This is a genomic window from Mycobacterium sp. IDUB_9 (genome assembly GCF_055419505.1).
This window is the reverse complement of the sequence record NZ_JBVAXU010000001.1, coordinates 1030330-1054420: the sequence shown is the minus strand read 5'-3', so window position 1 is coordinate 1054420 and position 24091 is coordinate 1030330. Positions and strand designations below refer to the sequence as shown.

Sequence of the window (24091 nt, the reverse complement as noted above, 5' to 3'; positions counted from 1 at the left end):
ATGCCCCCATGATCTTGAACGATGTCATCGTATGGGCCCGCAGCTGTCCGAATGTGTAGTCACACGTAGACAATTCGGTCAAGCGTTCGTCACGGTTCGGCCACGGTGGCCGTCAAACGGCGAACACGGCCGAGTAGACGGTCAGTCGGCAGCGACCTCGCCGCCGGCGGTATGCAAGGTGAGGACCCGAGCGCACGCCAGAGGCGTCACCAGGGCGGTGGTTCGCAGCCCGGACTGCGACGGACGCTGGGACTCCACCTCGAGCCCGTCGCCCTGTTCGTCAGCCCGACAGGACGACGGGTGTCTGCGCTTGGCCGCGGCCAGCTCACGGGCGTACCGCTGCGACGAACACCACAATGGGTGCGTCGCCAACTCGATAACCGTCGAGCCGGCAGCTTTTGTCGCCATGTTCAATGACCTCCAGCGGAGCTTCACGACACTTCATACTGAGTGCCAAGCGTGCTCGGCCAAGCTGAGACGGTGCATCGAGTTGGCCGTGGACTCCTTAAGGATCCCTCTTAAACGTCTTTTACACATCCAAAGAGCTTGAACAGAGACGTAATTCACATTCCTGAATTTGACATTGTTTGCTGTGACTGCTCGGGCAAGCCGAAGTACGTCACGGCGACGCAAAAGCCCTGCATGCCGGCCGGGTCGCAGGAACGCAACGCGGCGACCCCGGGTGTCGCCGGCCCGGCCCAACGCCGGACCGGCGACACCCACCGAAGGTGGTGGCCACGAATCACCTCACAGTGCAGCGGATTCCGTCAATTATCGCGGTCCCGCCCCGCGTGAACCGGGCCGCCACTTACGAGACTCGGAGAGTCGGCGCAGGTCTCCCGAGAGGTCCACCGAGGCGGCGCGACGGCCCGCCTGGTAACCGGCCTCTGGTTTGCCGTATATACGGCGGGTCGTCGAGTGCCGATCACAACCGACGCGCTGCTCGGTCTGCGTCCGGGGGTCCCATCGTCGCCGCCGAGGGTTCCAGCTACCGGATTCACCTGATTCACCGCCTCGCCCCGGCCATCCGTCGGGAGCGTCCACAAGAATTGCGGCATCTTCTTACATTCGCAAGAAACCTGCATGTAGGCGACTACATAAATTAAGGAAGTGCGCCAGCGAACGCGCCGCCGTTAGCCCCGTCGATGCAGAATCGTTACCTATCCTTTAACCTGTCCCGTGGCCGAGCACGCCTGCCAGAACGTCAATAAGCTCGGTGAAGGGTGGTACGGCTGTGGATGCAGATGATCCGAGCGTCGGAGAACATGCGCGTCCGACCGTGGCTCGGGCGTCTCGCGCGTCGATCGAGAGTTGGCCGCTGCGGTGGAAAGTGGCGGCGACCCTGGTGTTGCCGATCCTCCTCGCGGCGACGTTCGGCGCAGTCCGTATCTACAACGAATTGTCGGCCGCATCGCGGCTCAACGTCGCGTCCGACAACGCAGTGATCGTGGTCCCCGCAGTGGAGCTGGTCGACCGGATCGACAGCCTGGCGTACGCCGCCGCCTCGGGTGTACCCATCGACGAACCGCTCGCACAATTCGACCAGAGCGCCAAGGCCCTCGACGCCCTGATCAAGTCCGCCGAGTTCGACTCGACCGTCGCGAGCGAGCTGACGACAGCATCCTCCACCGCCAAGACATTGCGTGACGACATCAAATCCGGGCCGATGCCCCAGCGGGTGATCGCCGAGCGCGCGCAGAACGTGGCCTCCGGCGTCGTCTCCGCGATCGCGTCGACCACCGCGACCGTGGACGACCGCACCGTGCGCCCGCTCGCAGATCAGCTCGTGGACGCTCTCGCGGCGCAACGCGCATTGACGACGCAGCGGATACTGATCGCCGCCCCCGACTTCGCCGATTCGGACGAGCTGCGCACCGAGGCAGCCGACGCGGCGGGCGCAGAAGCGGCCGCGATCGATCGGCTCAACCGGCTGACGGCCACGGACGAGGCCACGACTCTGTCCAGGGAATCCGACGTTCGTCGCGACACCTACACCCGGCCCGACGGTGACAGCGTGCGTGCGCCCGCGTTCACCGAGTCGATGCGGGCGAGCGTCGAGGGGTACCGGGCAATGACGCAGGACCTGTCCTCCGACCTCGACGGCACATTGCACCACCGCGCCAACACCCTGCGGTCCGACGCCCTGCGTGACACCGCGATCATCCTCGGTGCGGTTCTGGCCGCCCTGGTCTTCGCCCTCGCCGTCGGCCGCTCACTCATCCGGTCGATCGGCCGGCTGCGCCAAGGCGCGCTTCAGGTGGCGCAGGTCGCGCTACCCGAAGAGATCGAGCGACTCAGCAAGGGCGGTGGCATACCGGAAATCCAGCCACTGCCGTTCCGCACCGATGAAGAGGTCGGCCAGCTCGCGCGCGCGATCGACGACATCCACTCCCAGGCTGTCCGGCTGGCCGGCGAGCACGGCGTCCGCTTGCAGATCGGCGACATGTTCGAAACGCTGTCCCGCCGAAGCCGCTCACTCGTCGAAGAACAGCTGGCCCTCATCGAGACGCTGGAGCTCGACGAGGAGGATCCGGCGCGGCTGGATCACCTCTTCCGTCTCGATCACCTCGCGACGCGCATGCGCCGCAACGGCGACAATCTCCTCGTCCTCGCCGATACCGTCGAACGCCACCGCACGTCGGCGCCCGTCGCGCTACCCGACCTGCTGCGCGCCGCGATGTCCGAGGTCGAGGAGTACCGCCGAGTGCAGGTCGGACACCTGGCCGACGTGTCGATCGCGGGCTCGGCCGCCGGCGACATCGGCCACCTGATCGCCGAGTTGCTCGACAACGCGCTGCGCTACTCGCCTCCGGACGCGCCGGTATTGGTCACCGTGGGACGCGCGGTCGACGCCGGCCTGTTGGTCGAGGTGGCCGACCGGGGACTCGGCATGTCCAAGGAGGACTTGACCGCCGCGAACGAACGCCTTGCGCTCGGCGGCGAGGTGACCTCCGAAACCGCCAAGCGGATGGGGCTTTTCGTGGTCGGCCGGTTGGCCCGGCGTCATGAGGCCACGGTGCGGCTGCGGACCACCTCGGCGTTGACCGATCGGCCCGGCGTGACGGCGAGTGTGCATCTACCCGGCACGCTGGTCTCACCGATCGGAATGAACGAGTCGCTCGACGACCTGCGCAACGGCTCGTTCAACGAGTCGCGACCGCGGACCGCCGAAGACGGGCGGAATGCACTCACGAGCACCGCCACCGAAGCCTTCGCCGAGTCCGACGGCTCACCGGCAACCTCGGATCACGAACCAGCTCCGGTGGCCCGGACCACTGTCAACGGGCTTCCGAAACGCTCGCCCGGGGCCAGCGGCGTCAACGGGTCTCCCGCCGGCACTCCCGCTGCGCCGAAGACACCCCCCGCTGCGGCGTCTTCGGCAGCTGCCGAGGAACCCGACCGTCCGCCGCGCGGCAATCCGCTTTCGTACTTCACCTCCGGGACTTCCGCCCCGGGTGCCGGCGCACCCGAACCGGCTACCGAATCCGAGCAACCGCGCATCGAGGCGGAGAGTTTGGAGAGTTCGCCGATCTTCGAGCGGATGGCCTCGGAGTGGCTGATGGATCCCACCGCGCCCGAATCCCGCAACCGGGTGTGGTCCAGCGCCGCCGACGCCGGCTGGGCAGCTGCAGCAAAGGCCGTCGAACAAGAACCGAAGCGGCACACCGCATCCGGACTTCCGATTCGCGAACGTGGAGCGCGCCTGGTGCCCGATGAGGCAAGATCAGAACCCCAGGCCCCGGCCAACGGGGCCAACGATCCCGCCGCGATCCGCGACATCCTGAGCCGACAACTCGCCGGCGTTCGCAGGGGCCGAGCCGAAACCGACGCAGCACACCGCCGAATCGAAGGAGATCGATGAACACCGGCACGCAATCACACGATCGGTCCGCGGGGTCTGCTGCAACGCCGTCAGGCACCTCCGGCACCCTCGACTGGTTCGTGTCCAACTTCGTCCGTGACGTGCCCGGTGTGACACACGCGATCCTGGTGTCGGCCGACGGGCTGTTGATGGCCTCGAACTCCCACCTGCCGGCAGACCGTGCCGAGCAATTGGCTGCCGTGACATCGGGTTTGGCGAGCCTGTCGTCCGGTGCGGCCCGCTTGTTCGAAGCCGGCAACGTGCGCCAGTCGATCGTCGAGATGGACGACGGCTTCCTGCTGTTGATGGGCGTCGGCAACGGCTCGTATCTCGCCACCCTGGCGTCGATCTCGTGCGACATCGGACAGGTGGGGTACGAGATGGCCCTGCTCGTCGACCGGGTCGGCAAGACCGTGGAGGCGACCCCGCGCGCCACCCATGCAGCTCGATGACGCTCAGCATGGACAGACCCGAGCAGAAGCAGACCGCCAGCCGCGCCCGCCCGTACACGCTGACCGGCGGACGCACCCGGGCTCGGGTCGAGATCCCGATCGAAGCTCCGGTGGAGGCTTTGCTGCCTTCAGGTGAACTCGACTGCGCGCCAGGCGATATACCCGCCGTCATCGTCCGGCTGTGCAGCAGCCGACCGTCGATCGCGGAGATCTCGGCCCACGCGGGCCTGCCGATCGGCGTGGCCCGGGTGCTGGTGAGCGATCTGGTGGACAGCGGCCACCTCCGGGTTCACGCCACATTGACCGACCACTCGACCGTTGCAGAACGGCGCCTACTGATCGAAAGGACCCTCAGTGGTTTACGCGCACTCTGACTCCGGCACCACCGTGTCGTCGACGAAGATCGTGATTGCCGGCGGCTTCGGCGTCGGCAAGACCACGTTCGTCGGTGCCGTGTCGGAGATCGTGCCGTTGCGCACCGAGGCCCTCGTCACGAACGCATCGCAGGGCCATGACGACCTCGAAGCGATCCCCGGCAAGGAAACCACCACGGTTGCCATGGATTTCGGCCGCATCACAATCTCAGACGACCTCGTGCTGTACCTGTTCGGCACACCGGGGCAACGGCGGTTCTGGTTCATGTGGGACGACCTGGTTCATGGCGCGATCGGCGCCGTTGTGCTGGTCGACACCCGCCGGCTCGAGGACAGCTTCGCCGCCGTCGACTTCTTCGAGGCCCGCAGCCTGCCGTTCCTGGTCGCCGTCAACGAGTTCGACGACTCACCGACCCACACCATCGAAGAGCTACGTGAGGCGATGTCCGTGTCGCCGAACGTACCGATCATCCGCGTCGACGCACGGCAACGTGATTCAGCGAAGAACGCGTTGATCGCCATCACCTCGTTTGCGCTGGAACGCCTCCCGACCACAGCGCACTAGATCCACCGCCCGCCAGTCCCACAGTCTCGAGGAACCCCAACATGAACCACCAAGTACATCATTTCGACATGGGCCTCTGGCTGCTGTTTCTGGCGTACATCGTCTCGGTGACCGGATCGGTCGTGGGTTTGGCGTGCACGCGTTGCGGTGCAACGGCGACCAATGGACGAGATCGCCTCCGCTGGTTGCTGATGGCCTCGATCGCCATCGGCGGCGTGGGCGTCTGGCTCATGCACTTCATCGCGATGCTCGGCTTCGCCATCCCCAACAGCATGGTCCGCTACCACCTCGGCTGGACGGTCGCATCGGCCGTGATCGCGATCGCCGCGGTGTTCGTCGGGCTGATCACCATCGGCCGCAGCTTCGATCTGCGGCGACTGCTCGCCGGCGGTGTCATCACCGGCCTCGCCGTCGCCATGATGCACTACACCGGCATGTGGGCAGTCCAGATGCAGGGCACCATGACCTATGACACCACCCTTGTCGTCCTGTCCTTCGTGATCGCCGTCGTCGCCGCCACGGCCGCGCTGTGGTTCACCCTTGTCCTCGAATCGCGCGGTCTGCGATTCGTGGCCGGCCTGGTGATGGGCGTCGCCGTCGTCGGCATGCACTACACCGGAATGGCGGCCGTCCGCGTCGATGTCGATCACACGATGCCGGTTCCCGGTGGGCCCGAAGTGTTCTCGTTCCTGTTCCCGGTCTTCGTGATCGGCCTGCTCGCGCTCGTCGTCCCGATCACCGCCGTCATGCTGGCGCCTGATCGCAACGCCGAGGAGAACGAAGCCGAGTCACGCCCCGTCGCAGCGACGGCCGGACGGCACCGGTAGCCGGCTCGCGGGATGCGCGCCGGCCCGGCGCTAACCCCAGTAGGAGAAGTTGCAGACGGGCCTCACCTCGGTCTTGAACGACACCAGCTTGTCGCCATCCATCGTGATCGTGCAGGTCAGCGCCGCACTCCCGCCATCGGCGGCAACCTCTGACTCCACCTTCTCGTAGACGGAGTACTGCTTTTCCCACGGCAGCGTGACATCGGATTCGGTTTGCTCCGCACCGCCGTTGATCCGGTAGCGGATCGTCACCGGAGCGCTCCCACCGAGAACCTTCATGACCGCGGTACCGACCGGTGCGCCGGTTGGCTCCGGCGCTTCGGATGTCTCGGCCGACGTGCGAGACGGTTCGGTCGAGGCACTGCCGGAGGCCACAGCGCTGGTCCTTTGCGCCACCGGGGTACCTGTGGTTGTCGTGCAGCCCGCGACTGCTACGGCCAACACGACACTGACAGTTACCCCGGCGAGACCCCTTGGCAGACGCATACCTGAGACTACGACGCCGAGGCCGGCCCGGATCCTGTATCGCGACAAGTGGTTTCCCAGCCGGTCAGGGTGCGATCAGCTCGTCAATCTGGTTGATGGCCGACGAAGCGCCCTCGACCACGCCCATGTCCAACACCTGCTGAAGGGCTTCGGCGGACTCGTAGGTGCTCGAATAAACGGCGCGGGTGCCGCCGCCATGTTCGGAAAAGGTGTAGACGTTCTTGGACACCGGCATCTCGGGATTCGGGTTGAAGTCCGCATCGGCGAATCCGTCGTCGAAGGAGAAGCTCTTCGGTTCGTCGACGGCCGTGACTGCCCAGTATCCCGCGTGCTTGTCGCCCTCCGGGCCGGTCATGAAATAGGTGACGCGGCCGCCGGGAGTAAGGCTGTGGTCCACTACGGTCGCCGGGTAGGTCGGCGGACCCCACACCTTCTCCAGCTGACGCGGGTCGGCGTAAACCTGCCAGATGCGCTGTACCGGCGCCGCAAAATCGGCGGTGATCGTCAGCGTCAGATTGTCGAGATCGTGTTGGACATCGGTAACGGGCATGGTTCAGTCCTCCTTGGGGTCAGATGAGATCAGTTCATCGATGCGGGCGATGCGTCCACGCCAAACCTGTTCCAGCTCAGTCAACATGGTCGCCACCGACCGCACTGCCTCCACATCGCCGCTCGCCAGCTGCTCACGACCATTGCGTCGCTTGGTGATCAGCCCGGCCTTCTCCAGCACGGCGACGTGCTTTTGCACTGCCGCGAAGCTCATCTCGTACTTCGCCGCGAGCACCGAGACCGAGTGCTCACCCGCCAGGACCCGGCGCATGATGTCCCGCCTGGTCCGATCGGCGAGCGCGTGGAACAGGGCGTCTGCCCGGTCCTCGTCGCTCTCGGTCACCACCCCAACATACAACCAATTGGTTGTATGTTGTCAAGGGCTTCGTTCAGAATTCGTGACTGGCATCACACGTTGTCATATATATTGGGCCGGCGTGTGCTCGCGACGGCTGACATTCCCGTCACCGGCGGACGCGGACATTTGACATGGAATGTCAAGGGGGACACCGATAATGGCGAACAGTTCGCGCTGCCCGGAGAACGCGGGACGTACACCGCTGCGGTACGGCCTGGCGGTCGCGGCCATCGGAATCGGTGTCGGGATCGCAGGCGCCAACGGGCATGCGGTCGCATGGGCGGACCCTGGCGCCTCGGGTTCCTCGAGCTCACCGGGGTCATCGAGTCACTCGAGTGCGGGAACCGGGCACGGACCCAAGAAGCCGACCGGCCGGCATGGCACACGTCCGAACCGGCCGTCGCCGCCCGCGAAGACCAACGACCCGGACGCTGCCGGTACGACAACTCCGGACGCGACGTCGTCTGACGACGACGACAGCTCGCCCGATTCACAGCCGAATTCGACAGCACCGCAGCAAGAGTCGATCGCCGACGTCGTTCGCGGAAGACTCCGCACCATCAAGCCATCCGCTCCGATCCGGGCCGACGGCACCCGCCTCGCCAAGTCCGACTTCTCACCCGACGCGACAGCGAAGCGCCCAGCGGCGATCACTCCGGCCGCGCTCCCGGACTCCGTGCCGCGGCGGGCGCAGGCATCGGCGCCGACTGTGTCACAGGCTCCGACGGGCAAGGCCACCCTGCCGGATCTCACCGCCGTGGTTCGCACTGTTCCCGACATCACCGCGAAGACGATCCCGCTGACCACCCCCAAGGTCGCCGCGGTCACCACCACGACCAAGACCACTCCAGAACCCCCCGAGCCGCTGTCGCCGATCGCCAAGATCGCGGAGCTGCCCGGCCGCATCGTCAACACGGTGTTGCAGGTACTGGACATCACCACCTCCGCCAACGGGCCGAAGAGTCCGCTGGACTTCGCGCCGATCAACAATGCCCTCTTCGCGGCGTTCCGTGAGATCGAAGGTCAACTGGGGCTGACCAAAACTCCTGCCGGGCAACCGGTACCGCCGACCATGACCTACGACGGACCCACCACCGGCAAGACCCCGACCGTCTCACAGTTCCTCAACGCCGCGACCGCCGCGTACGTGTGGGGCGGCGCCCCGGGCGACCTGAAACCGTTCGTGGTCAACGGCAAACAGATGGAATCGACCAATGTGCTGACCGGTATGTCCGCCAAGACGTGGGTGACACCCGATGGCCAGATCATCATCGCCTACCAGGGCACGACAGGCGGAACAAACCTGCTCCACAACCCGCTGATCGCGGTCTCTCAGGTGATCGCCGATACGCAGGTGATCTTCACCGACACCACACCGCAGGCCTTCATCGACTCAGTGGCCTTCGAGCAGGAGGTCGAGGCCGCGGCCCTCGAGCAGGGCTACCGCAAGGAAGACATCTTTGTCACCGGGCACTCGCTCGGCGGTTGGGAAGCCGCATACGTGGCGCAGCAGACGGGCGTCGGCGGCATCGGTTTTGAGAGCCCCGGCCTCAATTCGACGGTGCCGGGCAATGGCGCCGACTCCGGGTTCGTCAACGTGCTCACCTACGGCGACACCGCGGCCTACTTCTCCACCGACCTGCCCGGACTGCAGCCGTTCGTGCCGGAGTACGTGCCCGGCGGAGGCACCAAGCCCCACTACGGCTCGATCGTGATGATCGGCAATCCTGACGCCGCCATACCGCTGATGAACTCGGCTGCGCTGTTGAGCACCGGCCCGATCGGTGCCGCCATCTTCGTCGCGGACATCGCGGTCAACTTCCTCCAGTACCACCTGCCCGGCGTCCAGGCCTACCACCTGGGCGTCAATCCCGACCCCGGCGTGGTGCCGTGGCTGGGAAACCCGTCGGGCCCGGTCAACGCCGACTACGCCGACATGACCATTCCGGAACTGCAGAAGGCGGCTTCGGACGCGGGGACGCTGATCAGGCCCTGAGGATCAGGCAGGAGCGGCCGCTGATCAGGCACGAGCGGATTCTCGCTGAATCTGTTCTGCGGCTTCCTGTTTGATCCGCTCGAACTGCGCGCCCATGGCCTCGGCCAAGGCGGTCGCACCGGACAGCGGCCGGACCATCACCATGAAGTCGTCGATCTTGCCTTCGTCATCGTGATGCAGGAAGTCGCAACCGGTGATCCGCTTTCCGTCCACCGTGGCCTCGAAGACCAGGGCATGGTCATGACCCGAAGCGTCGGCGATCTCCCGGATGTACCGGAAATCCTCGAACACCCGCATCACCGCACGCAGGATGGCAGCGGTGATCGGCTTGCCCGGATACGGCTTGAAGGCCACCGGACTGGTGAACACGACATTGTCGGCCAACAGCGCCTCGATCGCGGCCTCGTCGCGGGCCTCCACTGCTTCCCGGAACGGATGCATCTGAACCTCCATCAGCCATTTCGTCAACTGGCCGCGATGTTAGGCGGGCAAAGTTCCCATAGTCAACATTTTGATTAATCACTTCGCTGCTAGCATCGGCGCATGGCCCTACGCGACGCAGTCCTCGCTGCTCTCCTCGACGGCGAGGCATCGGGCTATGACCTGGCGAAAGGGTTCGACGCATCGGTCGCCAACTTCTGGATGGCCACCCCCCAGCAGCTCTACCGCGAGCTGGACCGCATGGCCGCCGATGGGCTGATCACCGCACGCCTCGTCGAGCAGGACCGGCGGCCGAACAAGCGCCTGTACTCACTTACCGACGCAGGGCGGCAGGCGCTGCTCGAGTTCACCGAGTTGCCTCCGAAACCCGGGGCGATCCGCGAAGACCTCCTGGTACAGATCCAGGCCGCGGATTCCGGCAACATCGAAGCCGTCCGCGGCTCGCTCACCGAACGCCTGCACTGGGCCAGGGCCAAGCTCGCGCGCTACCGGCGGACACAGGACCACCTACTCGCCGGACGTACCGAAGACGCGTATCTGGCCGAGGCCGAGCGAATCGGCCCCTACCTGACCCTCCTGCGTGGAATCCGGTTCGAGGAAGAGAACATCGATTGGGCGAGCCGCGCCTTGGCCGTAATCGAACAGCGACTGGCCGCCGCAGGTCGGCCGCCTCGATGACGGTCCCCCTGGATACGCACCGATGTGGATCGCGGTGGTCGCCAGACGTTAGTGTGTTTCGTCGGCTTCAGCGAACAAGCCGATAGAAAAGTTGAGCAAACCCATGACCGCAGCACCAGAAGCGTCGGCGCTCGAAGCCCGAGTCGGCCACTACTACGAGGCGGACGGCCTCTACTTGGTCGGCCGCGAGAAGGTCCGCGAGTACGCGCGTGCCGTGCAGGACTACCACCCCGCACACTGGGACGTCGACGCCGCCGCGAAGCTGGGGTACTCCGGACTGGTCGCACCGCTGACCTTCACGTCGACCCCGGCCATGGCCTGCAATCGGCGCATGTTCGAATCGGTGGTCGTCGGCTACGACACCTACCTGCAGACCGAGGAAGTCTTCGAACAGCACCGGCCGATCGTGGCCGGCGACGAGCTGAAGATCGACATCGAACTCACAGCGGTCCGCAGGATTGCCGGGCGCGACTTGATCACCGTCACGAACACCTTCACCGACACTGCGGGCGAGCGCGTTCACACTCTGCACACCACCGTCGTCGGCGTGACGGCGGACGACATCAATCCGGCGACGATGACCGCCGTCCAGAACGCGATGATGCACGACGTTGACTTATCGGGAGTCGGCGCTTCCGACGCCGATTACCAGAAGACCGTGCGCCCCGAAGCCGCGGCGCCGATTTCCGAGGCAGGCCTCACCCGCACGCCCGGGACACTGTCCTTCGACGACCTGAAGGTCGGCGACGAGCTCGGGGTGCACCACACCCGACTGTCCCGCGGCGACCTGGTGAACTATGCCGGCGTGGCCGGCGATGCCAACCCCATCCACTGGGACGAGGAGATCGCCAAGCTCGCCGGGCTCCCCGATGTGATCGCCCACGGCATGCTCACCATGGGGTTGGGCGCCGGATTCATCTCCGCATGGTCGGGCGACCCCGGTGCCGTCACCCGCTATGCGGTGCGGTTGTCCCAGCCGGCGATCGTGTCGGCCAAGGAAGGCTGCGACATCGAGTTCAGCGGAAAGATCAAGTCGCTGGACCCCGAGACCCGTACCGGCGTCGTCCTGCTCGCGGCGAAGTCCGATGGCAAAAAGATCTTCGGCCTGGCGACGCTGAACATCTGCTTCCGCTGACAGCCGGCCGCTACACCGGTCCGGACACGCACCGGCGCCACGTGCTCGGACCGACTATGCCGTCGGCATCCAAGCCCTGGGTGAGCTGAAACTCCCGAGCGGCCCGCTCGGTGCGGGGGCCGAAGTCTCCGTCGACAGCGATCGGCGCAGCCTGACGCAGGTTCATCCGGACCTGCGCGCCCTTGACGGCCTCACCCCTACTGCCGCGGCGGACCACGATGAACAACCGACTCCAGGTCACCGGTCCCACGATGCCGTCCACGGCGATGCCCTGGTTGCCCTGGAACCGGCGCACCGCCTGTTCCGTGATCGGACCGAAGACGCCATCGGCCCTCAGGTCGAACCGCCTGGCCCGCAACAGATGCTGCAGGATCTTGACGAGGGGCCCGTCCTCACCGCGGTTCAGCTCGACGATCTCGGGCTGCTGACCGGGCTCGTCTCCCAGCGGGTTGAGTAGGTCGGCGCGACCCTCGAAGGCGAACAGCAACAGATCGACCATCCGGAAGGTCAACGGGTCGGGTCCCAAGCTCGGACGCCAATGAGGATCTCGCACAATGGAATACGTACTACCTTCCATCGCGCGGTGGAACGTCTCGGCCACGATGCGGCCCCCTACGCCGGTCAGCCGACCACCGTTGAGCTCAGCCTCGCGCAGAATGTAAACCCACAGCGGCGTGTTCTCGACGAACTCGGTGCGCACACCCGGATCCAGACCGATGAAGTCGACTCCCCCGCCCTCGCCATCCACAATCTGCTTCTCGCTCAATGCGGCGACGCCGACCAATTTCGCCATCTGCTGGCCGCTGGCAAGCTTCACCATGTTGCCGCGCAACAGATTACGGAACGCGAGATTGGCATGCAGCGGTGGGAACTGAGCCGTCTTACTACCGAACGCACCGGCAGGCATGTCGGCCAGCGGATCGGTGAGCCGGGTGTCGATGTTGCGTGCCTTGTTGAACCTGGCCGCTTGGACAACCAGGTCGGGGCGCCCGGCCTCGCCGAAGTCGTACAGCCGGCGGAAGTCGGCGATCCAATTGGACGGCAACGGGAACCGGCCTGTCACCGAACCACTGGTGCCCGAGAAATTGAACAGAAACCCCAGGGTTCCGCCGCCGTTGTCGAACAGCCGATTCCAGTTGTACGCATCTCGGACCATGCTGTGGCCCACCCGAAATGCTGCGACCGAGAATTCGATCGGCATGGTCGGTGCGTCCCCTGGTACCACCGACGTCTCGAAGAGGGTGCGACCGTTGGTGAACACGTCCTCGACGATCCCGGGGTCGACGATCCGCGGCAGGTAGTCGGTGCGCAGCATCCACTGGTAGTGCTTGACCACCCGCTCTTGAGCTGCCTCGAACATGCCCGCCACGGGCCCCGGGGCAATCGTGCCCACCACCCGGTTGTGGAACCTGATGAACGCGAGATGCGTCTGGGCCACAGCCAGGTTCTCGTCGTTTCGGGGGTCCGGAATCAGCGCATCGCTCAGCTGCGGGTCTCGTGGCAGATCGTGTCCGTCGAAGGCGGGCAGGTCGCCGATGGGCGCGGTGGTTCCCATCTTCAGACGCAGTCCATCGGTGTAGAACTGCGCGTCGACGGCGGGCCCATGGCCATACAGCGAGTCGAGATCGAGTGCCGGAGAACGGCCCTGGACGAGTTCGTCCACCGTCAGATCCGAACCGAGGTCATCCACCGTGTTGTCCCTGGTCAAGTCGTGGTCGACGAACTGGCCCAGATACGTGAATCCTGCCGGGATCTCCCCATCGATATCCGACGCCGCCTCGGTGATCGCCCCGGACAGCGCCGTCACGAGTTCCAGACTCGCCGGCACACCCGATGGACCGATGCGCGAGAACCGGAACTGCCTGAGTTCATCCACATCCGAAAGATGCGACACCGGATCCGCTCCTGCGATCAACGCCGTCTCAGCGGCGTCGTCGGCCGTCAGGATGCCCTCCCCTACAACGAAAAAACTATCTCTTCCGTGTCGCATGACTTCTCACCCATCACGTGCCGTGTACGTGAAGGCAAGTCAAGCGTCGCCGCGGCCGGAAGTCGTGAGTACCGAACTACCTGTGTTCGAGATTCACCCCAGCCGCGACTGCAGGACGCGCAGTCCGGGGCCCGACAGATTGCCGAACGCGACGGTGCGCCCGCACACCGCCAGCATGATCGCGACACCCGGACCGGCGATTGTCTCGCCCTCACCCCACGTCCGGCCGGTGTCCTCGTCGTGCAACTCGATACCGCGGAGGCGTCGGTGCGGGAAGAATCCGAGTTGCGTTCGGCTGGTGAGGAAATCGAGCACCCGCGCGACGTGTTGCGGATCGGGCTGATGCGGAAGCCCCAGGGGTATGCGCATGTCAGCGCCGTGCACCAACACATCCGTCAGGCCCGACAGCGGACCGGTGATGGGCGGGCTGAGCCTATAGTCGGCGCGACGGCGCAGCGTCTCGGCGATCTCGGTGGGTGAAGCCTTCGCCCGGCGGCGGGCCAGTGCATCGATCCCGCGGTCGATGTTGCCGTGGCGCACACCGCTGGCCAGAAACCCCCAGGAGCCGTCGGTGAAATCGCTGACCAGATGCGCTGCAACGGTCTTCACATCCCAGCCGGCGCACAAGCTCGGCGTGGCCAACTGGTCCGCATCGAGCCCCTGTACCAGCGCGGCGATCGACCGGCGTTCGTCGGCCACCACGGCGAACACCCGCTCGCGTTCCTCTCGGCTCAACCGCATCGATCGGTCGGTCAGGCTGGGACGCCGGCCTTGAACGAGGCCAGCGCTTCAGTGCTCAGGCGGGCAAGTTCGTCCGCCTCGGACGGATCGAGAGCGGCCTCGAAGATCCCGACCATCCGCCGGTTGGTCGCCTGCTCGATCTCGGCGTACTGGTCCTTCTTGTCTTCACCGTCGGCGAAGGGCTCGGGCCAACCGAACATCGCGGTGTACTGCGGCCCCTTGTTGAGCATGTGGGCCTCCACCGGCGCGATGCCCGAAATCGTCAGGGCGTTGAAGTGCACACCGGCACGCAGTTCACGGAGCACGAACATCACCTGCAGCGCCCGCGCCGGGGCGTCGTCGGCCAACGGCATCGCGCGCCACCCGGCGAACAGCGGCAGCCCCGCCGTCGGCGTCGCGGCGATGATCTTCTCCCCCAACTCGGAGATACGGTCCAGCCCCTGGGCGCCGGACAGGTACTTGCGCCCGAACTCGGCGGCCTGCTCCCAATACTGTTGCGCCGCACCGACGGCGCCGCGTACCGCGACACCCTCGTCCCACATCGCGGCGAGGCCCGTCGGCTCGAACACCGCGAAAACAGCGCCGACAGTGGCTCCGGTGGCCTCGCCCAGAACGCCACCGCGGCCGGCTACGTACCCCGCCAACGGATTCTGGTAGCCGGCGGCGATGCTGGCTCCAAAATTCTCCGGATGCAGCATGAAGATCGCGACTGCCTGCTCCATCGCGGTACCGGTGGCGGCGGCAGCGCTCAGCATGTCGGTGTTGGTCATGACGGTGATTCCTCCTGGTGCATTATCGGGCGAGATCCCATTGGCCGTAATCGGCCGCGAGCACGTCGTTCACGTCAACATGAATTCCGTCGATCACGAAACCTGGGTCGGATGCGGTCACGACTTCCCGCTGGAACAGCACCGCAGCCGGCTCACGCTCACCCCGCGACCAGGCCTTTGTCTGCCAGGCCCATCGGTGCCCCGGGCTGCTCGAGGCACCGACCACACCGTCGGCGATCGCCCAGCCACATTGACGGCGGCCCCCGTAGATTCCGGTGCGGGCCACCCCCAGGACCGAGTTGATTCCCCGAAACCATTGGACTGCCAGCCTTTTCCAGGCTGCGGCGTCGATATCCTCGTCGACGCTGAAGAAGATCGGCGCGGATGCCGGACCGCCGGCTGCGCTATGGAGCCCCACTGCCGTCCGGGCGTCAGCCACTCCACCGTCGTAGCCGCGGGTGAAGTCCGACGGCGTCGGCCATCCGGGTTTGCCGAACTGATAGCAGCTGACGATCTGCAGGCCTGCCGCCCGGAGCCGGTCCGCATAGTCACGGGTGACCGGCTTGAAATCGAACGTGGCGCCGGGCCGTAGTTCGGATACGTACACCAACGCGCCGCCGAACCCGGCGGACTCGATCTGTTCGGGCTGGACGAGGCGGTCGGCGAAATCGACCAGTTGCAGACCGTCGGCTGAGGCCGTCGGTGTGCCGGCTGATGCGGCCAACGCACCCGGGACGGCCAGCACGGGAGCGAGCGCAGCGGCATATCTGAGGACTTCACGCCGTGAAGCGGATCGCGTCACGAAAGGAAGAGTATCTCCTGATGCATTGGGTGGGTATCACGGCGTTGGAGCCAGAACTGCTCCGTACCGCGGACAGATCAACCACAATGTGTTCACTCAGTTGGCGGCCGAGCGAACAGACGATCGACTGACAGGACCACCGTGCGACGTGACGTGATTGATTTCGACGTGCTGCTGGATCACCCGTGTCCGGATATCTGGGAGATCCTGCAGTCACCCGACCGCTACCCGCGATTCTTTCGCGGACTCGGGTCGTGCGAGCAGATCTCCGACCACGCACAGCAGTTCGAGGTCCGTTTCTCCACTCCCCGCGGCACCGTCGTCGTCCACGAGATGAACCTGACAGTTCGCCGTTCGGGCCGGGAGATGCTGCTTCACGCCACCCAGATGCCTGACAGTTCCGTGTCGATTCGACTGAACCCGGGGGCGAACGACACCCGGATCGCCGTGACAGCCTTCTCTGTCGGCCGGCTCCACCCTGACCTGGCCAAGATCGACGACAGCGCCGTCGAGAACTGGGTACGAGACGGCCTGCGGCAAATTGCCGACTATTTGGCGGGTAAGCAAACGTCGCTGCTGGTGAACATGGGCGACATGCGTTCACTGCAGCTCAGCGTCGCCAAGACCATGATCGTCAGCGGTGTGGTGCGGGCATCCCGACCGGATCGCGGCCTTCGACAGCTCAACTCCCTGTCCAAATGGGGATTCACCCTGGCCGGCGGACTCAACTCCGCCGCTGCGCGATCACCCCGCAACATTGCGTCGATCGACAGCCTCGGGCAGTCGACCTATGCGGAAGTGGCTGAGCGCACCACCTGCATTGCCTCCGGTCTCACCACCGTTGGCTTCAGCGCAAACAGCAAGCTCGCGATCCTGGCACGCAATCATTCGGCGATGGTGGAATGCATGGTGGCGGCCAGCAAACTGGGTGCCGACCTGGTGTTACTCAACACCGGCCTGGCCGCTCACCCGATCGAAGAGATCATCCGCCGCCATGCGGTCGACGCCATATTCGTCGACGAGGAGTTCGAGCAGCAGGTGCGCTACCTCCCCGCCGAGATTCCACGTATTGCGACACGCCCCGCATCGGCTGTACTGCAGCGGCGTTCGATCGACGACCTGATTTCGGCCGGTACCAACAACGGGCCGCTGACCCCTCCCCAGCAGCCGGGCAAGCTGGTCGTTCTCACCTCCGGCACGACCGGCACACCGAAGGGTGCGCGTCGACCCACGCCACAAGGCTTCGGCACCATCGCCGCGATGTTGTCAAGGATGCCGCTGCGTCGCGACGAAGTGATGCTGGTGGCCGCGCCACTGTTTCATGCCTGGGGCCTGGCCGCGCTGCAGGTGAGTGCCGCGCTGCGGGCGACGGTCGTGCTGATGGAACGGTTCGACGCCGAAGAGTGTCTGAAAACCATTGCCCGGCAACGCTGCACCGTCCTGATCGCCGTTCCGGTCATGCTGCAGCGAATTCTTGAGTTGCCGGCCGCAGTGATCAAGCGGTACGACACATCGTCGCTGAGGGTGGTCGCCAGCAGTGGGTCACCGATCCCCGGAGCCTCCGTCATCCAGTTCATGGACACCTTCGGCGACATCTTGTACAACTTCTACGGCTCGACCGAAGTGTCGTGGGCAACGATCGCCGACCCGACCGATCTGCGCGCTGCCCCGACCACCGCTGGTCGACCACCGCTGGGTACCCGCATCGCCATACTCGATCAGGCGGGTGACCCCGTGCCCGTCGGCGCTGTCGGTCGCATCTTCGTCGGCAACGACATGCTGTTCGACGGATACACCAACGCCGCGTCACCTGCCGTCAAAGACCAACTGATGGACACCGGCGATGTCGGATTCCTCGACGCCAGCGGGCGGCTCTTCGTCGCCGGACGCGACGACGAGATGATCATCTCCGGCGGCGAGAACGTGTTTCCGCGGCCCGTCGAAGAAGCACTCGCACTGTTGCCTCAGGTCTCCGAAGTGGCGGTGATCGGCGTTCCCGATCCGGTGTTCGGTCAACGGCTCGCCGCGTTCGTCGTCGTTGCCGAAGGGGCTTCCCTGGACCAGGAGATGGTCAAGAACTACATTCGGAACCGCCTGAGCCGCTTCTCGATTCCACGTGACGTCACGTTTCTCGACAAGTTGCCGCGCACCACTACCGGCAAGATCATCAAACGCAGTTTGCTCGACGGATAATTGTCCGCGGAAGTCGAGTAGCGGACTACGCGCGCAACCCGAAACACACGCACCCAGTATTGGATCCACCACGCAGCAGCCACCGAGGCTGAATCGAGAGGCGGACCGAAAATGGGACTTCGAAGCATGCTGTTCACCTCGCCGGCTCCTGACGCGCAGCTCGAGAGCTGCCTGGTGACGGATGCCGCGCACATCGGGGAGGGCCTCCACGGCGTCGGCGAGCATGTGCGGCGAATCCAAATTGCCCTCAACGAGGTCGATGCCGCCGGGCTCAGCGTGGACGGCCAGTACGGAGAAGGCACCGGCGACGCCGTGGAGGCCTACAAGAACAAGCGCGGGATTCTGGGTCCCGGGCAAGTCACCGCGGACAGGATCGTCGGCAAGGGCACCATCAAGCGTCTCGATGACGACGTCGTCGAATTCGAGAACCTGACACCGCCGGGTGACGGCCTGGTCTCACCCACCGAAGCGGGCGACCCGCATGACCATTCGCAATGTCCGACCCCACCGCGCGTCACCGCGCCTGGATCCGACGGCCGGGCGCAGCATCAAGGGACCCCGATCAGCCCCATCGGCAACGCCATGAGACTCAACCTCTACGGTGAGGGCGAAACCGACTATCTCGGGTTCTCCGACTTCGCCACCGAGGCTCAGCACGCTCATGGCCGGCCGTTGACGGCTACGTTGGCCAGCGGTTGCGCCAGCGACATCTGCATGCGCAGCGCACCCATCAATCAGGTCACCCTCAACGAGATCCGGCGGTTGGCGCAATCCGCCCTCGTCGGTGGGTGCCGCTTCACCTATGCATCGACCCAAGTGCAGTTCGCGACCCCACGCGCGGACATCCTCAGTCTCGGCACCGTCATTCAGCAACATCGCATCGCAGATCCGGCCGATCCTGGGAATCCGCAATTCGACATGGAGGTCTGGGTCGTCGAAATGTTCTGACCCACAACATGGTCGGCCCACCCGGACTACTCGGCGGCGAGCCTGACGATGGTGTCCCTCGTGTCCGTGGCGCGGACATTCATGTTCATCACGTAGACATTGCCGTCGCCGTCGACAGTGATGGCGGACGGGCGCTGAAGATCCTTGAACGGCAGCTGCACCCAGTCACCCCCACCGGCCGGCATCCGGAACACCGAGCCCGCCTGACGGTCGGTGGCATAAAGATTGCCCGCTGCGTCCACCGCCAGGCCACCCACGTTCTCCGGTGCCCCGTCAACCGGCTCGGCCTTATCGGCGTCCTTGGCGATCTTCACGACCTTGCCGTCCATGGCCGCGTACACGTTGTCGTCGGCATCGACCACCAGGTGCCCCAACCCGTTGACGATCTCGACAGGAAGGTCGGCCGGGGCAGCCGCGTCGGGCATGAACTTCAGGAGCTTGCCGCGCTGGTTGTCGGCCAGATAAACCGAGCCATCATGGCCCACGGCCATCTGGCCGTGCTTGGTGATCTTGCCGAAGGGCAAGGGTTCAGAAGCGGTAGATCCGGGTGCGATCGTCTCGACCACGCCGTCGGGCGTGATGAACGACAGTCGGCCATCCGGCCCAACCCCGAACGTCGATACTTGGGGATTGCCGCTGGGCTTCATCGGCGCCGGATGGTCTGCCCCCGGCAGCAACGTCGCGAACCCGCCGGTACCACCCAAATACACGACGTTCTTCGCGTCGGCGCCCATCTCCCGGTAATCGAATGCACTGAACGGCAGCGTGGTCTGCTCACCCGACTGCAGCGGCACGTCCGCCACCAGCGCGGTCGGCGCAGATCCCGGCGAACAGGCCACCACGACACTGCCCACCACCGCAGCGACCATTCCGAAGACGAATCCCTTGCTCAGACGCAGTTTCATCTCTTCCATCCCCACGGCACGAATCCTAGGCCCCGTGCGATCGCCGGAGCCCCAATCCTTCAGGCCTCGACTCACCTCTGCGACCGTCTGGGTGGCCCCATTAAGCTAGGACGACCGGCGGGCGCAGAGTCCATCCCAGCTGCCCTGGCTCTGGACCAATTGGAGGACTTTATGTGGAGGCGGCTGTCGAACCCGTCGCTGGCGGGTATGGCGATCGTCAGCGCGGCGATGCTCGTCAATGGTTGTGTGGCACATGCCTCGGGCATGCCATCAGCTGTGGACGTCGCCCAGGCGCCGGTGATCGCCCCGCAGGCACCGATCACGCCGTTGGACGGACTCGATGCCCGGACCCGTCAGGCCACCGCCGAGGCGGCCAAGTCCGGTGCCGACATCGAGGTCGTCGTCCTGGACCGTGACACCGGCCAAGTCATCTCCAACGGCGCCACCCAACCCTTCCCGATCGCCTCGGTGGTCAAGCTGTTCATCGCCGACGACCTGCTGCTGCAGGAATCGAAAGGCGAGACGAAACTGACTGCTGCCGACCGCAAGTCGCTCGACATCATGTTGCGCTCCTCCGACGACGGCGCGGCCCAGACCTTCTGGGACCGCAGCGGAGGTAACGCCGTCATCGCACGCATCGTGGCGCGATACGGGTTGTCGGGCACCACCGCGCCCTCCAACGGGCACTGGGACGTCACGCAGAGCACCGCAAGCGACCTGGTGCGCTACTACGACAAGCTGCTGGACGGCAGTGGCGGGCTGCCTCCCGAACAGACCAGCGTGATCGTGGGCAACCTCGCTCAATCCACACCCACGGGAACCGACGGATACCCGCAGCGCTTCGGCATCCCGGATGGGCTCTATGCCGAACCGGTGGCGGTCAAGCAAGGATGGTTCTGCTGCTGGAACGGCGGCAACCAGTTACATGTCTCCACCGGCGCGATCGGACCCGACCGCCGCTACGTCATGGCGATCAGTTCCCTGGAACCGGGCGACGCCGCCGCTGCGCGCAACACCATCACGCAGGCCGTAAAGACGATATTCCCCGGCGGGCACGTCTGAAGGCCGCTGAAACGGCGCTCAGGCAAAGACATTCCCACGGTGATCGCACCGCCGTATTCGATACGCCATCGGTCAATGGTTGGCATTTGACCATGCAAGTAGTCCGGGTCGTGTAATCAGGACCACATGAACGCATCGGCGTATGTGGGTCGTGTTGGGGGACTTGCGGTTGCACTGGGGATCGGGGCAGTGCTGGCCTCAGGCACTTGGGTGGCGTCTGCAGACACTGGCAGCTCCACCGGCGGAGCGGGCGCCGGCCGTGCGAAGAGCGAATCGAGCTCCGGCGAGTCGAAGCCGTCCAGCCCGAGGCGCAACGCCGGTTCTCCGAAGGCAAGGGCATCAGGCAAGCCGTCGGACGCCGGGACCGCGCAGGGCGATGCCGACCGGCCAACGCACAGGTCCGCCGCCGCCACGGGCTCCGCCGACTCCCCCTCCACGCGGTCAAAGCGGGCCAAGCCAGCGTTGCCGCACCGCGCCGAAGCACCTACCGCACGTCACCCTCACTCCGGCGTGGCACCGACCGCCGGCATCGGTCAAACATTCCAATCCCCCTCGGCGGCAACGACCGTCGCTGCTTTCGCACGCGATATCGAGCAGACGAACCCGCCGGCCACGACGCATCGGGTGGCGGCACCGGTCAAACACCCGGTCACCCCGCCGGATTCCAATCCGTTGACGTGGGCGGCACTGGCCCTCGCCAGCCGCAGGTCGATCGCGCCCGAGCCGAAGACCATCGGACAGGCCCCAATTGTGAACGCACGGTTGGGCGGGTCGCCGGATGTCGAGCGCACGACGCTCGCCGGGCCGACACCGGTCGAGCAACAGACCCCCTCGCCCGCGGCCGTGATCGGCATCGTTGTTTACGACCCCCTCCACGACGCCGCGCAAATGTGGATCACCAGTCCTGTCGGTCAAGTGGTCGATGGGCTCGTCAACACCGTGGCGGGGTCCTATGTGATCGGCAACGGCTCAGCAGGCACCGCCGCGCATCCGGATGGAGGTGCTGGTGGTTGGCTGTTCGGCGACGGGGGCGCGGGCTGGAACAGCACAGAGTTGGGCGAGGCCGGCGGCGATGGCGGGTCGGCCGGACTCCTGGGCAACGGAGGGGCCGGCGGCTCGGGAGGCGCAGGCGCTGCCGGTGGTAGTGGAGGTGCGGGCGGATTCCTGACGGGCATAGGCGGACTCGGGGGCAGCGGGGGCACCGGCACCCCGGGCGCGCGCGGAGGTGCGGGCGGTTTCGGTGGTAGCGGGCGCGGCCTGTTCTTCGGTCTCGGTGGCGACGGCGGTGACGGGGGTGACGGCACGGTCGGTGGCATCGGCGGTGACGGGGGTGACGGCTCGAAACTCTTCGGCATCGGCGGCGGCGGTGGTGACGCCGGCGACAGCGGCGTCGGCGGTCCGGCGACCGGCTTGGTCGCTCTCGGCGGCGCGGGCGGCACAGCCGGAATCTTCGGTACCCACGGCGACGTCGGTAGTTTCGGCACCATTGCCGGATCTCCCCCGAGCGTGGGCAACACCGACAAGCTGACAACCACCGGCAGCTGGTTCACCAACAGCGATGGGCAGGTGGTCATCATGCACGGGGTCAACGTGGTCTACAAGGTGCCGCCGTATGACCCTGAAGCCATGGGCTTCAGTGACGACGACGCGCAGTTCCTGGCGGACAACGGGTTCAACGTAGTGCGGCTGGGAATTGATTGGGCCGCAGTCGAACCCGAACCCGGCGTGATCGACATGAACTATCTGGCCGGAATCAACCAAACCGTGCAAACGCTCAGTGACCATGGCATCTACACCTTCATCGACATGCACCAGGACCTCTACAGCACCGAACTCCACGGTGAAGGGGCACCTTCTTGGGCGACGCAGACCGGCGGGCTGCCCAACCCCGACTTGGGCGCCCTGCTGGGCCAATTCGTCGTCAACTACTACCTGAGCCCCGCTCAAAATCACGCCTGGGACGCGTTCTGGGCCAACTCCGACGCACCCGATGGCGTCGGGCTGCAGAACCACTATGCGCTGAGCTGGCAGGCCGTAGCCAGCTACTTCGGCGACAACCCCAACGTCATCGGCTACAACATCATCAACGAACCCTGGGTTGGATCAGGTTGGCTCGCAACGATAGTCAACGGCTCCTTCTTCGGTGCCGAGCAACTCACCCCGATGTACAACCAGACCATCGCCGCAATCCGGTCGGTCGACCCGAACACCCCGGTGTTCATCTCACCGGCGAGCCCCGCGGTCGACGAGATCAGTGCGCTTCTCTTCAGCCAGCCTGTGCTTCTGGGCAAGATCTCCGACCCGAACACGGTGCTGGAGTATCACGGATACGGCAATGTCGCCGGCCTAAACTTCAGTTCCCTCGTCGGCCCGATCATGTCGGGGCGTGCCGGCTTCTATGGCGCAATCAATGACATGCCCGCCTTCATGGGTGAATTCGGGGCCACCAGCGACCCGGCCACACTCGCGGCAGAGACAGCAGCCGCCGACGCGCGGCAGATCAGTTGGGCCAACTGGGCGTATTCGGGTATCGGCGAAATCACCAGCAGCGCAGACCCGAGGGACCAGTCTCTGGTGTACGACCCGTCATTGCCACCGACCGGCGACAACGTCAACACGAGCAACCTGCAGGTGCTCTCGAAGCCGTACCCACAGGTGATCTCCGGAACCCCTCAGGGTTGGACCGTCAGTGAGGACGGCACGTTCCGATTCACCTACTCCACTGCCAAGGTTGACGGATCAGGCGATTTCGCGGCCGGCTCCCAAACCATCATCTCGACACCTACCCGCCAATACCCGAACGGCTACCAGGTGGCCGTGATCGGTGGTCACGTTGTCTCGGCTCCGAACGACCCCCGACTCGTCATCGCATCAGACCCGGGCGCAACCACCGTCAGTGTCACAGTCACCGGAGTTGCTGCCGCACCAGGGTCGCTCATCTCCACCTGAGGTGACTA

22 protein-coding genes are annotated in these 24091 nt (G+C 65.5%); 12 read left to right on the top strand and 10 right to left on the bottom strand.

Annotated features, from left to right (window positions below):
• Nucleotides 1-141 precede the first annotated feature (141 nt).
• The gene (locus ACZY08_RS05105; RefSeq protein ID WP_463743480.1) at nucleotides 142-408 is read right to left on the bottom strand and encodes a hypothetical protein; all 267 of its coding nucleotides are present in this window, start codon (nucleotides 406-408) and stop codon (nucleotides 142-144) included.
• An 826-nt stretch (nucleotides 409-1234) separates the two neighbouring features.
• Between ACZY08_RS05105 and ACZY08_RS05100 the strand changes: the two genes are divergently transcribed.
• Genes ACZY08_RS05100 through ACZY08_RS05080 form a run of 5 tightly spaced genes read left to right on the top strand, consistent with a single transcriptional unit; the run spans nucleotide 1235 to nucleotide 6080 of the window.
• Nucleotides 1235-3862 carry a sensor histidine kinase gene (locus ACZY08_RS05100; protein WP_463743479.1) on the top strand — a complete coding sequence of 876 codons (2628 nt, stop codon included), beginning with the start codon at nucleotides 1235-1237 and terminating at the stop codon, nucleotides 3860-3862.
• Nucleotides 3859-4314 (top strand): roadblock/LC7 domain-containing protein, encoded by a 456-nt coding sequence (locus ACZY08_RS05095; RefSeq protein ID WP_463743478.1) that lies wholly within the window; start codon nucleotides 3859-3861, stop codon nucleotides 4312-4314. The genes ACZY08_RS05100 and ACZY08_RS05095 overlap by 4 nt, the downstream gene beginning before the upstream one ends.
• Before the next feature lie 8 nt (nucleotides 4315-4322).
• On the top strand, nucleotides 4323-4688 hold the full coding sequence (locus tag ACZY08_RS05090) for a DUF742 domain-containing protein (protein ID WP_463743477.1): 366 nt from the start codon (nucleotides 4323-4325) through the stop codon (nucleotides 4686-4688).
• Nucleotides 4669-5253 carry a GTP-binding protein gene (locus ACZY08_RS05085; RefSeq protein ID WP_463743476.1) on the top strand — a complete coding sequence of 195 codons (585 nt, stop codon included), beginning with the start codon at nucleotides 4669-4671 and terminating at the stop codon, nucleotides 5251-5253. Before ACZY08_RS05090 ends, ACZY08_RS05085 begins: the two co-directional genes overlap by 20 nt.
• 41 nt (nucleotides 5254-5294) lie before the next feature.
• The gene (locus ACZY08_RS05080; protein WP_454793163.1) at nucleotides 5295-6080 is read left to right on the top strand and encodes an MHYT domain-containing protein; all 786 of its coding nucleotides are present in this window, start codon (nucleotides 5295-5297) and stop codon (nucleotides 6078-6080) included.
• 30 nt (nucleotides 6081-6110) lie between these two features.
• On the opposite strand, the gene ACZY08_RS05075 is transcribed toward ACZY08_RS05080, so the two are convergent.
• The 3 genes from ACZY08_RS05075 to ACZY08_RS05065 form a co-directional block, all read right to left on the bottom strand.
• Nucleotides 6111-6455: a hypothetical protein gene (locus tag ACZY08_RS05075; RefSeq protein ID WP_463743475.1), complete on the bottom strand. Its 345-nt coding sequence runs from the start codon at nucleotides 6453-6455 to the stop codon at nucleotides 6111-6113.
• Between the two features lie 175 nt (nucleotides 6456-6630).
• Entirely contained in the window at nucleotides 6631-7116 is a 486-nt protein-coding gene (locus ACZY08_RS05070; protein ID WP_463743474.1) for an SRPBCC family protein, read from the bottom strand.
• 3 nt (nucleotides 7117-7119) lie between these two features.
• Nucleotides 7120-7458: an ArsR/SmtB family transcription factor gene (locus tag ACZY08_RS05065; protein ID WP_463743473.1), complete on the bottom strand. Its 339-nt coding sequence runs from the start codon at nucleotides 7456-7458 to the stop codon at nucleotides 7120-7122.
• A gap of 172 nt (nucleotides 7459-7630) precedes the next feature.
• On the opposite strand from ACZY08_RS05065, the gene ACZY08_RS05060 reads away from it, so the two are divergent.
• A complete protein-coding gene (locus ACZY08_RS05060) occupies nucleotides 7631-9469 on the top strand; it encodes a hypothetical protein (RefSeq protein ID WP_463743472.1) in 1839 nt (612 codons plus the stop codon).
• A gap of 24 nt (nucleotides 9470-9493) precedes the next feature.
• Here the strand turns inward: ACZY08_RS05060 and ACZY08_RS05055 are convergent, their stop codons facing one another.
• Nucleotides 9494-9910, bottom strand: coding sequence for a nuclear transport factor 2 family protein (locus ACZY08_RS05055; RefSeq protein WP_463744150.1), 417 nt, complete (start codon nucleotides 9908-9910; stop codon nucleotides 9494-9496).
• Nucleotides 9911-10012: 102 nt separating this feature from the next.
• On the opposite strand from ACZY08_RS05055, the gene ACZY08_RS05050 reads away from it, so the two are divergent.
• On the top strand, nucleotides 10013-10588 hold the full coding sequence (locus tag ACZY08_RS05050) for a PadR family transcriptional regulator (RefSeq protein WP_463743471.1): 576 nt from the start codon (nucleotides 10013-10015) through the stop codon (nucleotides 10586-10588).
• Nucleotides 10589-10691: 103 nt separating this feature from the next.
• Nucleotides 10692-11723 (top strand): fused (3R)-hydroxyacyl-ACP dehydratase subunits HadA/HadB, encoded by a 1032-nt coding sequence (locus tag ACZY08_RS05045; protein WP_463743470.1) that lies wholly within the window; start codon nucleotides 10692-10694, stop codon nucleotides 11721-11723.
• Between the two features lie 10 nt (nucleotides 11724-11733).
• Here the strand turns inward: ACZY08_RS05045 and ACZY08_RS05040 are convergent, their stop codons facing one another.
• The 4 genes from ACZY08_RS05040 to ACZY08_RS05025 form a co-directional block, all read right to left on the bottom strand.
• Entirely contained in the window at nucleotides 11734-13713 is a 1980-nt protein-coding gene (locus ACZY08_RS05040) for a peptidoglycan-binding protein (RefSeq protein ID WP_463743469.1), read from the bottom strand.
• 93 nt (nucleotides 13714-13806) lie between these two features.
• On the bottom strand, nucleotides 13807-14454 hold the full coding sequence (locus ACZY08_RS05035) for a maleylpyruvate isomerase family mycothiol-dependent enzyme (RefSeq protein WP_463743468.1): 648 nt from the start codon (nucleotides 14452-14454) through the stop codon (nucleotides 13807-13809).
• Nucleotides 14455-14465: 11 nt separating this feature from the next.
• Nucleotides 14466-15224: an SCO6745 family protein gene (locus ACZY08_RS05030; protein WP_463743467.1), complete on the bottom strand. Its 759-nt coding sequence runs from the start codon at nucleotides 15222-15224 to the stop codon at nucleotides 14466-14468.
• A 22-nt stretch (nucleotides 15225-15246) separates the two neighbouring features.
• Entirely contained in the window at nucleotides 15247-16026 is a 780-nt protein-coding gene (locus tag ACZY08_RS05025; RefSeq protein WP_463743466.1) for a DUF1906 domain-containing protein, read from the bottom strand.
• Between the two features lie 141 nt (nucleotides 16027-16167).
• Between ACZY08_RS05025 and ACZY08_RS05020 the strand changes: the two genes are divergently transcribed.
• Together ACZY08_RS05020 and ACZY08_RS05015 are read left to right on the top strand one after the other, a co-directional pair.
• Nucleotides 16168-18219, top strand: a complete 2052-nt coding sequence (locus ACZY08_RS05020) for an AMP-binding protein (protein WP_463743465.1) — start codon at nucleotides 16168-16170, stop codon at nucleotides 18217-18219.
• A gap of 111 nt (nucleotides 18220-18330) precedes the next feature.
• Nucleotides 18331-19167, top strand: a complete 837-nt coding sequence (locus tag ACZY08_RS05015) for a peptidoglycan-binding domain-containing protein (RefSeq protein WP_463743464.1) — start codon at nucleotides 18331-18333, stop codon at nucleotides 19165-19167.
• A gap of 26 nt (nucleotides 19168-19193) precedes the next feature.
• Here ACZY08_RS05015 and ACZY08_RS05010 read toward each other — a convergent pair whose 3' ends face one another.
• Nucleotides 19194-20087, bottom strand: coding sequence for an NHL repeat-containing protein (locus tag ACZY08_RS05010; RefSeq protein WP_463743463.1), 894 nt, complete (start codon nucleotides 20085-20087; stop codon nucleotides 19194-19196).
• Between the two features lie 156 nt (nucleotides 20088-20243).
• Here ACZY08_RS05010 and ACZY08_RS05005 point away from each other — a divergent pair, with 156 nt between their 5' ends.
• Both ACZY08_RS05005 and ACZY08_RS05000 read left to right on the top strand, forming a co-directional pair.
• The gene (locus ACZY08_RS05005) at nucleotides 20244-21134 is read left to right on the top strand and encodes a serine hydrolase (RefSeq protein ID WP_463743462.1); all 891 of its coding nucleotides are present in this window, start codon (nucleotides 20244-20246) and stop codon (nucleotides 21132-21134) included.
• A 510-nt stretch (nucleotides 21135-21644) separates the two neighbouring features.
• A complete protein-coding gene (locus ACZY08_RS05000) occupies nucleotides 21645-24083 on the top strand; it encodes a cellulase family glycosylhydrolase (RefSeq protein WP_463743461.1) in 2439 nt (812 codons plus the stop codon).
• Nucleotides 24084-24091: the final 8 nt, after the last annotated feature.